This is a genomic window from Halobaculum limi, assembly GCF_029490015.1.
Classification (GTDB): Archaea; Halobacteriota; Halobacteria; order Halobacteriales; family Haloferacaceae; genus Halobaculum; species Halobaculum limi.
In genome coordinates this window covers 854379-867270 of sequence record NZ_CP120468.1, presented here as the reverse complement: position 1 = coordinate 867270, position 12892 = coordinate 854379, and the positions used below count along the sequence as shown (strand labels likewise).

Below are 12892 nucleotides of genomic sequence, written 5' to 3'. Positions count from 1 at the left end.
AGTCAAGAACGCAGAGCGAGCGAACACAGGTACGGCGTCGAGGTGGATCCAAAACCACGACGAACAGCGAGAGAGAACGGGCGGAGAGTACCTGTTCGGAGGGCTACAGCTCCAGTAGCGACTCGGCCTCGTCGAGGTAGTCGTCGTACACCGAGATGGCCGACTCGATGGGGTCGCTGCTCGTCATATCGATGCCCGCGATGTCGAGGACGTCGATTGGGTACTCCGCGCCGCCCGCGCGAAGCGCCGCGCGGTACTCCTCGGCGGCGACTTCGCCCTCCTGTTCGATGCGGTCGACGATGGCCGCGGCCGCCGAGATACCCGTCGAGTACTGGTAGACGTAGAAATTGTAGTAGAAGTGGGGAATCCGCATCCACTCGCGGCGGATGTGGTCGTCGACGTTCGCGTCGGCGTGGCCGTAGAACTCCGCCTTCAGGTCGCCGTACAACTCGTCGAACGCGTCGGGCGTGAGCGGCTTGCCCGCCTCGTCGTGCTCGTGGATGGCCTGCTCGAACGCCGCGAACATCGTCTGCCGGAACAGCGTCGACCGGAAGCGTTCGAGGTACTGGTCGAGGGCGTGGACGCGCAGTTCGTCCGACTCGGCGTTCTCCAGCAGGTGCTTCGTCAGCAGCGTCTCGTTGACCGTCGAGGCGACCTCGGCGACGAAAATCTCGTAGTCGGCGTACTGCCACGGCTGGGCGTTCTTCGCCAACTCCGAGTGCATCGAGTGGCCCAGTTCGTGCGCCAGCGTGTACATCGAGGACACGTCGTCCTGGTAGTTCATCATGATGAACGGCTGGGTGTCGTACGTCCCCGCGGAGTAGGCACCCGAGCGCTTCCCGCGGTTCTCGTACACGTCGACCCAGCGCGACTCCAGGCCCTCGGCCATCCGCTCTTGGTACGCCTCGCCCAGCGGTGCGACCGCCTCGACGACGTGCTCTTTCGCCTCCTCGTAGGAGATGTCGGGGCCCTCGTCGCCCGTCAGCGACATGTACAGGTCCCACATCTCCAGCGTGTCGACGCCGAGCGCCTTTCGCTTCAGGTCGGCGTGGCGACCCAGCGAGTCGAGGTTGTCGCGGACGGTGTCGACGAGCGTGTCGTACACCTCGACGGGGACGTTCGGGCCGTCGAGTGCCGCCGCACGGGCGGTGTCGTAGTTGCGCGCTTGCGCCATCTTCACGTCCTTCTTGACGCTCTTCGCGAGCGTCGTTCCCACCGTATTCCGGACGGTCTTCCACTCGCCGTAGAACTCCTCGTGAACGCGCTGGCGGAACTCCCGATCCGGCTTCTGGAGCAGGGTGGTGAAGTTGCCCTGTGAGATTTCGACGTCCTCACCGTCAGGGTCCTCAACGGTCGGGAACGTCATATCCGCGTTCGACAGCATCGAGTACGCCTCGCCCGCCGCGCCCGTGACCTCACTCAGATCCGCGAGGAGTTCCTCGACCTCCGCCGACCGCGTGTGGGGTTTCATCCGCAGGATGTCGTCGAGGAAGTGCTCGTACTCCGCGAGCGCCGGTTCCTCCTCGATCATCGCCTCGACCTCCGCCCAGTCGAGTTCCTGCAGTTCCGGTTCGAGGTAACTCGACGCGCTGGATGCTTCCGCCGACAGCGCCTGTGCCTTCGACGACATCGCCTGGTACTCCTGGTCGCGAGTGTCCTCGTTCGAGCGCAGTTGCGCGTACGACGTCACCTTCGCCACCTCGCGGAACACCGCCTCGTAGGTGTCGAGCAACTCCCGGAGGGTGGCCGCGCTCTCGGCGGCACGCCCCTCGTACGCGCGGAGGTCGTCGAGCCGCTCCTCGCAGTCCTCGTAGGCGGCTTCCCACGCCTCGTCGTCGGCGTAGATGGAGTCGATGCTCCACTTGTACTCCTCGTCGATGTCGGATCGCTCGGGTACCGAACTCATTACCCGACCCAGCGAGTGCGCGATGGTAAGTCTTGCCAACACGACCCGCCGACGGCGTGGCGATCCGACGCGGTCGTCGCGACCGTCGTGGCGCGCCCGAATGGCGCCCGCTCAGGCCCGGTCGGCGGTGACGAGACGGACGCCGGGCGCACGGCGGAACGTCCGCGACCCGGCGACGACGAGGCCAGCGTCGCCGAGGTGGCGATTGACCGCGTCGACATCGGGGGTTCCGCCGCCGAGCGTGACGAGGTAGGTGAGGTCGAGGAGGGCGACGCCGATGTCCGCGAGGTTCGTCGGCCCGTCAGCGTCGAACTGGTCGAGGACGACCACGCGGCCGCCGGGCGCGAGCACTCCGCTCGCGCGGGCGAGCAGAAACGCCGACTCGTCGGGCGTGTGGCCGTGGAGGACGTTGAACAGGAGGACCACGTCGTAGCCAGCGTCACCAGCGTCACCAGCGTCACCCTCACGCGCTCCCCTAGTTGGGCCATCCCCGCCAGCGGTGGCGCCGCCTCGCGCGTCGACCGGCGCGTCGGCAGGAACCCGCTCTGGAGGGTCGGCAACGGGCGCGTCGAGTCGGGCCCACAGGTCGGCCGTCAGGTAGTCACCCCCAACGATGTCGACGTCGACACCCGCCTCGGCGGCGGCTTCGCGGGCCGTCGTCAGCGCGGCGGGGTGGTCGACGAGCGTCACGTCGGCGCCTCGCCGTGCGAGTTCGACCGCGTACGCACCGTGGCCGCCGCCCAAGTCGAGAACTCGAAGCCCCTCGACGTCGCCGAGTTCGTCGGCGACCGGGTCGAGCAACAGCGACGCCGACGACCGGAAGCCGGCCTGCGTCGTCGCCCACGCCTCCTCGTCGTCGCCGAGCCACTCGTACAGCGTCTCGCCGGGGTCGCCCTCGCGGACGGCGCGGGTGGCGTGGTCGCGCCAGTACGGGAGGACCACGTCGACCCAGAAGCGGAGGAACGGCGCGAGGTTCGCCTCGCCGTCTGGGGTGAGCCACCGCGTGGTCGCGCGGGTCCGCCGGTACTCGTCGCCGTCGCGGGCGAGATACCCCACCGCGACGAGCGAATCGAGCAGCGTCCGAAGCGCCGTCTCGTCCACGTCGAGCGCCGCCGCTAGCGTCGACGGCGTCCGCGGCCGGTCGAGCGCCGTGAACACGCCGAGTTCATCCGCCAGCGCCGCCGCGTGCAACGACGCCCCACCGTGGACGTCGAGAATGGCCGACGGCGCGAGGTTCGCCCGGAACGCGAGTCGCTCGAATAGGCCGGGTACGACCGGCATCAGTCATCGCCCCCCTGCAGGTACATAGCGATACTACGCGATGCGCGACCAAAAGTGTTGGATAATTGAATAAAGCATATACCGCAATAGCAAATGTGGACGATCGGACGAAATCTGGGAATCAGTCGGCCAGTGCGCTCCCCGAACCTCGGACGACGGCGTACCTGACTCGACGGGGCGAAATCGGAGACTGGACCGCTCGCCCGACACCCCGCCGGGTTTTTGCCGTCGCTTCGAGTCGTCACCGTATGGATCTGGACGACGACATCGCCGCGGCGGTCGGGCGGGCGTGGACCGACACCGACCCCTGGGGGTTCATCACCGACCTGACCGCGCTGGGAAGCCGAATGGCCGCCAGTGAGGGCGAGCAACGCGCGGCCGACATCGTCGAGCGTGCGTTCCGCGACGCCGGCCTCTCTCGCGTCCGGCAGGACACCTTCGAGGCGCCCGCGTGGCACCGCGGCGAGACGACGCTTCGTCTCACCGCGCCCGCCGAACGCGCATTCGACGCCATCGCGTTGCCGTACTGTCCGGCGGGCGAGGTCGCCGGCGAGTTGGTCGACGTGGGCTACGGCACGCCCGACGAGATCGACGCCGTCGACGTCGAGGGGAAGGTCGCCGTCGCCTCGACGACGACGCCGGGCGACTCGCGGTTCATCCACCGGATGGAGAAGTTCGGCGCGGCGGCGGAGGCAGGTGCGGAGGCGTTCATCTTCGTCAACCACGTCCCCGGCCAGTTGCCGCCGACCGGATCGCTCACGTTCGGCGAGGAGGCCGAAATCCCCGCAGTCGGTGTGAGCAAGGAGACGGGTGCGTGGCTCACCGAGTACGCTGGAGAGGGTGGAATGGTGGAACTGACCGTCGACGCCGAGACCGTCCCCGGCGAGTCACAGAACGTCCTCGCGCGGACCGGCCCCGACACCGACCAGTCGATCCTCGTGGTCGCCCACTACGACGGCCACGACATCAGCGAGGGCGCACTCGACAACGGCTGTGGCATCGCGACGCTCGTCGTCGCCGCGCGCGTCCTCGCGGCCGCCGACCTCGACATCGGGGTGCGCTTCGCTGCCGTCGGCTGTGAGGAGACGGGCCTGCTCGGGTCGGAACACCTCGCGGCGACGACCGACATCGACTCGATCAAAAGCGTCGTCAACGTCGACGGCGCAGGTCGGTTCCGCGACCTGGTCGCGATGGCACACACCTCGGCGGCGACCGCCGACGTAGCCCACCGCGTGAGCGACGCGACCCGCCAACCGATCGACGTCCACGAGGAACCGCACCCGTTCTCCGATCAATGGCCGTTCGTCCGGCGCGGCGTGGCGTCGCTGCAACTTCACTCCGACAGCGGCGAACGCGGTCGCGGGTGGGGCCACACCCACGCCGACACCCGCGACAAGGTGGACGACCGCTGTATCCGCGAACACGGCGTGCTCACCGCGCTACTGGTCCGCGAACTCGCCGACGAGGGGACGGAAGTACCGCCGCTCGATGTCTACGACTTGGAGGAAGCGTTCCGCGACGCCGACTTCGAACCGGGGATGAAGGCGGCGGGGCTGTGGCCCGACGACTGGGAGTAAGCGTCAGGCGTCGTCGTCGACTGTCGCCATCTCGACGACGTCGCCGAACACGCGGGCCCGCGACAGCGCCGTGATGCGCCGTTCGCGAAACACCTCCTGCAGTGGTTCGACCGCCACCGGATCTGCCTCGAACTCGACGCCGGGATAGGTCACGTCTGCGAGGACGAGTGGGTCCGGTGGCGCGGGCGCGACGCCGCGCGGTCCCGAGAGTTTCTCCTCGCCGAGGACTTCCTCGACTCTGTCGAGGTCCGTCTCTCCGACGGCGACGCCGCGAACGACCGTCGCGAGTCGCCGGACGAACTCCCGAGGAAAGCCGCCGGCGGCGACGGTGAGCGTGAGGCAGTCGTCGTTCGCGGGGTCGACCGACACCGAGAGGTCGCGCCGGGTGCGCGGCCCACGCGGGTCCGTGGTGAGGTTGTGGAACTCGTGTTCGCCCGACAGCGCCGCGGCCGCCTCGCGTGCGCGGTCGGGGTTGGCGGCGGGCGCGTGAAGGTGATAGCGGTAGGTCCGGCGGACGGCGTCGTGGGTGGCGTGAAACGCCGGGCCGACCGCAGCGTCGGCCCACACCCGAACGCCGCCCGGGAGTTCGCTGGAGAACGCCCTCGGCGTCAGCCAATCAGGCGCGTCGAACGCAACAGTCTGCGCGACGGCGGAAACGCCCCGGTCGGTGCGCCCAGCGGCGGCGTATCCGGACGGCGTGTCCGCTCCGTGTTCGACGACGCCGAGCGCTCGGAGGGCGTCGAGGAGGGTCCCTTCGACGGTCGGCACATCGGGTTGCCGCTGGAATCCGAAGTACGAGCGGCCGTCGTAGGCGACGCGGTACGCGCGGCGAGTGGGCACGGCCTACGCGAAATCGTCGTACGTCGGGCGGTCGTGGTCGCCGGGGAACGCGTCGACCGGCGCGGTCGTCTCGTCGCCGCTGGTCATGTCCTTCACCGTCACCTCGTCGTTCGCGAGGTCCTGTTCGCCGACGATGACGACCGTCTCGGCGTTGATGGAGTCGGCGTACCCCAACTGCGCGCCGAAACTCCGCCCGGAGACGTCCGACTCGACGACGTGACCTTGGGTGCGCAAGTCGCGGGCGATTCGGGCGGCGACTGGGCGCGTGTCGCCCACCTGGAGCACGTAGTAGTCCGTTTCGATGGCTGCGTCGGGTGCGACACCGGCGCGCTCCAAGAGAAGGCCAAGCGGCGCGTGGCCGGGCGCGACGCCGACGGCGGGGGTCGGTTGGCCGCCGAAGTCCTCGATGAGGTCGTCGTAGCGGCCGCCGCCGAACACCGAGCGCCCAATCTCGCCGGTCGCGTCGAAGCACTCGAAGACGGCCCCAGTGTAGTAGTCGAGGCCGCGGGCGGTGCGAAGCGACAGGTCGCAGATCTCACCGACGCCGAAGTCGTCGGCGGCCGCGAGGACAGCGCGGAGGTTGTCGACGGCGTCCGCGAGTTCCGCGGAGTCGGGCGCGAAGTCGGTGAGTTCGTCGAGGTTCGCGGGGTCGTCGACCGCGAGGAGAGCGTCGAACTCCCGCGCCTCGTCGTAGCCGAGGCCGGCGTCGTGGAGGAGGTCGAGGTACTCGTTCTCGTCGACCTTCTCGGATTTGTCGACCGCGCGGATTGCCTGCGTCACCTGCACGTCGGCGTCGAACGAGCGGAGGAGTGCGCCGAGGATGTCACGGTGGCTGACGCGGAACTCGAAGTCGTCGGCGGTCAGCCCCAGTTCGGTGAGGGCGTCCGCGGCCGTGGCGAGCACTTCCGCGTCGGCCTCGGGTTCGGCGGAGCCGAAGATGTCGATGTTCGTCTGATAGAACTCCCGGAAGCGGCCCTGCTGGACGGCCTCGTAGCGCCAGAACGGGCGCGTGGAGAACCACTTGACCGGCTTGGACAGTTCCTGCGCCTTCGCGGCGTACATCCGCGCGACCGTCGGCGTCAGTTCCGGCGAGAGCGTGACGTGGCGGCCGCCGTGGTCCTCGAAGGCGTACAGTTCGTCGACGATGTCGTCGCCGGACTTGTCCGTCCACATCTCGGCCGGTTCGAGTCGCGGGGTGTCGATCTCACGGAAGCCGTAGCGCCGGGCGACCGACTCCAGCGTGTCGGTCACCTCGCGGCGGACGGCCATCTCGGGGGGGTAGAAGTCGCGGAACCCCTTCAGGCGGTCGTAGGTAGGCATTGTCAGCATCCTCGCGTGGCCGGGGAATTAACCCCCGTGGTTCCAGTTCGTCGGCGAGCGCGGGCGGCCCGCATGACCACTCACACCGCCAGCAGCCCGACGCCACACACTACAAGCGCCGCGGCGACGAGTCTGGTCCCGAGTCGCTGTTCTCCGAGGATCACACCGCCGAGGACGACAGCGACGACCGCTTGCGTGTTGATGACCGGCGACGCGATACTCGCCGGGAGAGCGGCAAACGCGACCGAGGTGAGGTGTTCAGCCGTCGCGACGAGCAGTCCCAGGGCTGCGAACGTCGACAGCGGCGGGCGCTTGCTCGGCCAGTCCCGGATCGCGAGCGGAAGGAGAACGAGGAGGACGCCCCCGAGGACGACCACGACCAGCGCCTCTGGTGGGAGGCCGACGCGGTCGAGGACGGCCCGCTTGCCCACGTCACCGACGGCGTACGCGACCGCCGATAGCAATGCGAGTTGCGCGGGACGGGCGCTCGCGGCGCGGCGGAGCGGTTCCAGCAGGTTGCCGCCGCGGTAGTTGGCGACGTAGACAGCGGCGGTGACGACGAGGACGCCCGCGACCGCCAGTGCCGGCAGATCCGCGCCGAGCAACGCCACCTCCATTGGGAGGACGAACACGGGGACGATCTTGTTGATGGGCGTGACGTACGACACCTCGCCGATGGCGAGCGCGTTCACGTAGACGACGAAGCCAGCGGCGACGCCGCCGACGACGCCGACGAGCGCGAGCACCCCGCCCACGCCGATGGAGGCGGGGTCGGGGAGATCACTCGGCGAGAGGCGAACGGCGACGACAGGCGCGTACCACGCCAGCGCACAGACGTTGACGAGGACCGTGAGGACGGTCGCGGGGACGCCCGAGACGTACCGCTTCAGCGAGAAGATGTAGACGCCCCACAGCACCGCGGCCGCGACGGCGACTGCGATGCCGGGGGAGACGAGCGCGGTCACGACCGAGCGTCTCGTGGGAACGGTGAAAACGGCCCGGATGTCGTCGCGGACAGAGTCTGCTCTCCCGGCGCGGGCGACTGCTACCGCCGCCCGCGCACGTACGTCTGTTCGTGCTCGGGGAACACGTCGCGGACCGCGTCTTCACCGGCCTGCTCGCGGAGGAGCGCACGGAGTTCACCCTCGTAGTCGGCTTTCGGCACCTCCTCAGAGGGACCCGACTCGACGTCGAGCGACTCCTCCACGAGGCGGTCGACTGCACCGCGACCGAACCCGGATAGCGGCGAGAGGTAGTCGACGCCGTGCCGGTCCTCCAGACTCTGGGCGAATGCTCGGGAGATGGTAGGCACGCGGTCGTCGCGTCGCGTGCCGTCGGCGATAGCGTCGACGTCGCGGGTAGCGAGTGACTCCAGCGCGTGTTCGTGGACGTGCTGGATGCCGTTGCGGGGGAAGCCGTCCGCTCGCATCCGCTCGACCGCCTCCTCGGCGACCGCCGGGTCGAGGTCGTGGGTGTCAAACGGGAAGCCCAGTGCCTCGGCGGCGCGGCGGGCGTGTTCGTGGTCATCGGTGTAACCGAACCGCGCGGTCACGAGCGTCACGTCGTAGAAGCGGTCGAGGACGAGGGCGGCGAGCGAAGAGTCTTTGCCGCCGCTGTAACAGAGCGCGAGGTCCACGCGTGGGTCAGCGACGGCGGATGTCGAAGCTCTTCTGCTCCGGCTGCAGTTCGCGCAGCAACTCCTTCATCTGGTCTTCGTCGATGCGGCCGTTGACGCGACCACTCCGTGCGAGCGCCGTCACCTGCTGTTTCACCTGCTTGGCGAAGTCGGGCTTGCTCATCTCGACGGCGTTGAGGCGCTGGCGTGCGCCGTCGGTGAGGTACTGCTTGAGCAGCGCCTCCTGCTGGCGCTCGGCCTGCTCTTGGGCGGCCTGTTGGGCCTCCTGATCGCCCTGCCCCTGTGCCTGTTCCTGGAGTTCTTGCATCTTCTGCTCGCGCAGTTCCTCCAGTCGCTCGTCGTCGGGGTTCTCACTCATATCGGATGTGAATTGCCGGTGCGCGGTCAAAACGATTGTGGGTGTGCGGCCGCGTCGCTCACGAATCGGCGGCGCAAAAACGAACGAATCGAGCCGAGTTACGCGTAGCGTTCGAGTTCCGGACGGTCCAGGTCGTCGAGGACGTCACCGGCGACGTCGTCGAGGAACGCGCGACCCTCGTCGGTGATGCGGCGACCTTCGCCCTGCGCCGTCTCGACGAAGCCCTCGTCTTCGAGCTGCTGGAGCGCGACGCGGATGATCTTTCGCGAGCCACCCTCGTGCTCGGGCGGGCGGACGATGTAGCGGTTCGATCCGCGCTTGGCGCCGCCGTACTCGGTGGCGAGGCGCTCGACGCCGACGGGGCCGCGGTCGGCGACCTTCCGCAGCAGCGAGGCCGCCCGGCGGAACCAGAAGTCTTCCTGCTGGGGTGGGAGCTCTCGATCCTGACCGGACTTGGTGAACTGCACCCACTCCGGCTGTTCGATGCGATCCTCCAGTCGAGCGGCGACCTCGTCGATGAGGTCCGCCGCCGGGACGTCGTAGAGGGTAACCATACGGGCGATTTCACCGCCGTTCCGTTTAAAGCCGTCGTATCACCGTCCGCGTGTGAGGCGTCCACGCGGTCGTCGATAGCGAGCGACCACGACGCCGCCCGGGCCGCCCCCACCGCCGCTCAGCTGACGCTGTCGGCGCCGAGGACGCTCACCACGACGCCGCCGATGACGACGGGCACCCAGTACACCGCACCGCGGTAGATGACGACCGCCGCCAGCGCCGCCGTCGCCGACACCGACACCGACGGGAGCGCGGCGAGGACGGCGACCAACACTGCCTCGATGCCGCCGGCGCCGCCGGGGAGGGGCGTCACGCCCGCGATGGCGCCCATCGGCACGACGAACAGCATCGCCGAGAACGGAACCGGCTGGCTGATGGCCTGAAACGCGAGATACAGGCCGATCATCTGGAACACCCAGCCGAGCGTCGAGGCGGCGAGTGCGATGGCGATGCCGGTACGGTCGGTGGCGACGCGCTCGATAGCACCGAAGAAGTGGCCGATGCGCGATTCGACCGACTCCTCGCTTGGGGCAGAGAACACCGGAAGGATGCTCGCAACCCGGCGGATGAGCGGGACGAACGTGGCGACGACCCACTCCTCGAGTTGGTAGCGGCGTCGCCACCCGAGGTAGACTGCACCGGGGATAGCGAGTGCGAGGACGACGACGATTCCGGTCGCGAACCGCAGACGGGTGCCGAAGGTGGTCTCGGTGGCGAAGTACGCCGCGCCGACCAGCGCGAGCGTGATGGAGGGGACGAAGTTGAGCGTGTCGACGCTGGCGATGGCCGCGAGACCGCGTTCGTACTCGGTGTCGGCGGCCTTCGAGATGAGCAGCGCCGTCACGGGTTCGCCGCCGGCCTGCCCGAACGGCGTCACGTTGTTCGAGAACATCGCACCGCTGAACACGAGAAACGAGCGCACGAGCGAGAGCGGAATGCCGAGCACTCCGAGGACGGTTCTGAGCGCGACCGACCACGCGGTCAGCCACCCCAACGTGACCAAGACGACGAGGGCGACGACGCCGGGCGACGCCCGCCCGAGGACGTCGACGAGGTCGCCGACGCCGACGAGATACAACAACAGCCCGAGGACCGCGAACGCGCCGAGAAACCCGACGACGGTGGCGCGTAACTGGTCCGAGTCCATGTCCCGACGGTCGCCCGGCGACCGCTTCAACCCTCCGAAGCGACACGATGCTCCGTGGGCAGCACGATGCGTCTCGCCCGGCGCGCCGAAGGGAAACACCGTTGACCCAGGGCCCGGTATCCGTTCGCGATGGACGAACGCGAGGCGCTGGCGCGACTGGCCGAGTCGGTACCGGCCGCCGGTGACGACTGTGCCGTCGTCGGCGACCGCGTACTCACGACGGATATGCTCCACGAGACGACGGACTTCCCGGCGGGCGTCGACCGCTACACCGCGGGCTGGCGCTCGGTCGCCGCCTCGCTGTCGGACGTGGCCGCGATGGGTGCCGACGCCGAGGCCGCCGTCGCCGCCTACGGTGCGCCCGCGTTCGACCCCGACGAGGTCGCCGAGTTCGTGCGCGGCGCACGCGAGGTGTGCGAGGCGGTCGACGCGGAGTACGTCGGCGGCGACCTGGACCACCACGACGAGTTCACCGTCGCGACGACCGCACTCGGAAAGACCGACGATCCGATCCGCCGCGGCGGGGCCAACCGCGGCGACGCAGTGTGCGTGACGGGGACGCTCGGCCGGAGCGCCGCCGCCCTGCGCGCGTTCGAGGCGGGCGACGCCGACCGCGGTAACGACCTGTTTCGGTTCACGCCACGCGTCGCCGCCGGCGTCGCCCTCGCGCCGTACGCGACCGCGATGATGGACTCCAGCGACGGCCTCGCGAGGTCGCTGCACCAACTCGTCGACGCGAGCGACGTGAGCGACCTGGGGATGGACATCACCGAGTCGTACATCCCCGTCGACGACGCGGTGACGGACCTGTTCGACGGCGCGGAGGCGCGACGGGAGGCGGCGCTGTTCTTCGGTGAGGACTTCGAGTTGGTGTTCACGCTCCCCAGCGATGCGGTCGAGGCGGCGAAGGAGGCGTCACCGACGCCGTTCAGCGTCGTCGGGAACGTGACGTGGGACGGCGTTCGGATGGACGGCGACCCGCTTTCCGACCGTGGGTACGAACACGGCGGGTGAGTCGAGGTCGGGCGGGCCGGTGACGGAGTCGACGAACCGTCGCCCGTACTCGCGTCAGGTCAGACCGTGATGACCTGAATCGGGACGAGCATGAAACACAGCAAGCCGAGGACGAAGGTGAACATCCCGACGAGCATCCGCTTCGTGTCGAGTTCGGTGTCGTCGATGGGGTGTGCCGGACCGCGGTAGGCGATGAACGCGGAGAACAGCCCCCAGAACGCCCACAGACCGACCGACTCGTTGAGGTTCAGGCCCCGGACGAAGTAGAGGTACGCCGAGATACCGAACAGGGCGAGGGGGACGACTGCGGCGACCGTCTCCTGTCGCTGGCCGACCATCGCGCGGACGATGTGTCCACCGTCGAGTTGGCCGACGGGGAGGAGGTTGAGGACGGTGAAGAACATCCCGACCCACGCACCCATAATCACCGGGTGGGCGGTCTTCGTCGGGTCGGCGTAGCCCGTCGGCTGGTTCAACGCTGCCGCGATCAGATCGAGCAACGGCGGGTTGTTGAATACGATGACTTGCCCGCCGCCGGAGACGACCGATGCGGGAACAGTAAACGGTCCCAACAAGAGGCCGACGACGGTGACGACGACCGTCGCCGCCAGTCCGGCGAGCGGTCCGGCCACGCCGATATCGAACAGCGCCTCGCGGTCGGGCATCTGCCCGCGCATCCGAATGATCGCACCCATTGTCCCGAACGGGAGGATAAAGGGGATGACGTACGGGAGCGACACGTCGACGCCGTGGTACCGACCGAGTGCGTAGTGGCCGAGTTCGTGCGTCATCAGGACGCCGAGGACGGCGGCGGTGAACGGCCACGCGACGAGGACGGACAGCGGATCCGACGTAATCGTCGAGATTGGAACGTAGTACCACGCGACAGCGCCTACGAGCAGCGTCGAGACGATAGTCGCGACGAACAGGCCGACGTTGACCCACGGCACACCGTCGATACTGTTGGAGTGTGGCCGTGCGACGACCACGTCGAGGCCGGTGTCGGTCTCGACCATCTGTACCTCGTAGCCCGCCTCCCGAAACGCGGGCCAGACGCGACGCACGAGTTCACGTTCGCCGACGTCGCTGACGCCGTAGTAGAGGATCCGATCGTCGTCCCTCCGAATCTCGGAGTAGTGGAAGACGGCGTCGAGTTCGGGAGGACGGGGATAGTCGTCGGGAACCGCCTCACTCATCGTCTGGCGTTCGGTGTGAACGGGGATAAGTCCTCGCTGTACCGCGAGAACGTGAGAATCGA

12 protein-coding genes are annotated in these 12892 nt (G+C 68.6%); 2 read left to right on the top strand and 10 right to left on the bottom strand.

The window, feature by feature from the left end; all coding sequences use genetic code 11:
* Positions 1-103 precede the first annotated feature (103 nt).
* The gene (pepF, locus tag P0D77_RS04310; protein WP_277554962.1) at positions 104-1906 is read right to left on the bottom strand and encodes an oligoendopeptidase F; all 1803 of its coding nucleotides are present in this window, start codon (positions 1904-1906) and stop codon (positions 104-106) included.
* 111 nt (positions 1907-2017) lie between these two features.
* Complete coding sequence (locus P0D77_RS04305) at positions 2018-3187, bottom strand: methyltransferase domain-containing protein (RefSeq protein WP_277554961.1); 1170 nt, start codon at positions 3185-3187, stop codon at positions 2018-2020.
* A gap of 248 nt (positions 3188-3435) precedes the next feature.
* Here P0D77_RS04305 and P0D77_RS04300 point away from each other — a divergent pair, with 248 nt between their 5' ends.
* Positions 3436-4764 (top strand): M28 family metallopeptidase, encoded by a 1329-nt coding sequence (locus tag P0D77_RS04300; RefSeq protein WP_277554958.1) that lies wholly within the window; start codon positions 3436-3438, stop codon positions 4762-4764.
* 3 nt (positions 4765-4767) lie between these two features.
* On the opposite strand, the gene truA is transcribed toward P0D77_RS04300, so the two are convergent.
* From truA to P0D77_RS04265, 7 genes are all read right to left on the bottom strand, one after another.
* Positions 4768-5604, bottom strand: a complete 837-nt coding sequence (truA, locus tag P0D77_RS04295) for a tRNA pseudouridine(38-40) synthase TruA (protein WP_277554957.1) — start codon at positions 5602-5604, stop codon at positions 4768-4770.
* Positions 5605-5607: 3 nt separating this feature from the next.
* A complete protein-coding gene (gene hisS / locus P0D77_RS04290; protein WP_277554956.1) occupies positions 5608-6924 on the bottom strand; it encodes a histidine--tRNA ligase in 1317 nt (438 codons plus the stop codon).
* A gap of 80 nt (positions 6925-7004) precedes the next feature.
* A complete protein-coding gene (locus P0D77_RS04285) occupies positions 7005-7889 on the bottom strand; it encodes an EamA family transporter (protein WP_277554955.1) in 885 nt (294 codons plus the stop codon).
* 80 nt (positions 7890-7969) lie between these two features.
* Positions 7970-8560: a DUF7411 family protein gene (locus tag P0D77_RS04280; RefSeq protein WP_277554954.1), complete on the bottom strand. Its 591-nt coding sequence runs from the start codon at positions 8558-8560 to the stop codon at positions 7970-7972.
* Between the two features lie 7 nt (positions 8561-8567).
* Complete coding sequence (locus P0D77_RS04275; RefSeq protein ID WP_277554952.1) at positions 8568-8918, bottom strand: DNA-binding protein; 351 nt, start codon at positions 8916-8918, stop codon at positions 8568-8570.
* A gap of 98 nt (positions 8919-9016) precedes the next feature.
* Positions 9017-9472: a 30S ribosomal protein S19e gene (locus P0D77_RS04270; protein WP_277554951.1), complete on the bottom strand. Its 456-nt coding sequence runs from the start codon at positions 9470-9472 to the stop codon at positions 9017-9019.
* A 119-nt stretch (positions 9473-9591) separates the two neighbouring features.
* On the bottom strand, positions 9592-10620 hold the full coding sequence (locus P0D77_RS04265; protein WP_277554950.1) for a lysylphosphatidylglycerol synthase transmembrane domain-containing protein: 1029 nt from the start codon (positions 10618-10620) through the stop codon (positions 9592-9594).
* 129 nt (positions 10621-10749) lie between these two features.
* On the opposite strand from P0D77_RS04265, the gene thiL reads away from it, so the two are divergent.
* Positions 10750-11634 carry a thiamine-phosphate kinase gene (thiL, locus tag P0D77_RS04260; protein WP_277554949.1) on the top strand — a complete coding sequence of 295 codons (885 nt, stop codon included), beginning with the start codon at positions 10750-10752 and terminating at the stop codon, positions 11632-11634.
* A 59-nt stretch (positions 11635-11693) separates the two neighbouring features.
* On the opposite strand, the gene P0D77_RS04255 is transcribed toward thiL, so the two are convergent.
* The gene (locus P0D77_RS04255) at positions 11694-12830 is read right to left on the bottom strand and encodes a site-2 protease family protein (RefSeq protein ID WP_277554948.1); all 1137 of its coding nucleotides are present in this window, start codon (positions 12828-12830) and stop codon (positions 11694-11696) included.
* Between the last annotated feature and the right edge of the window lie 62 nt (positions 12831-12892).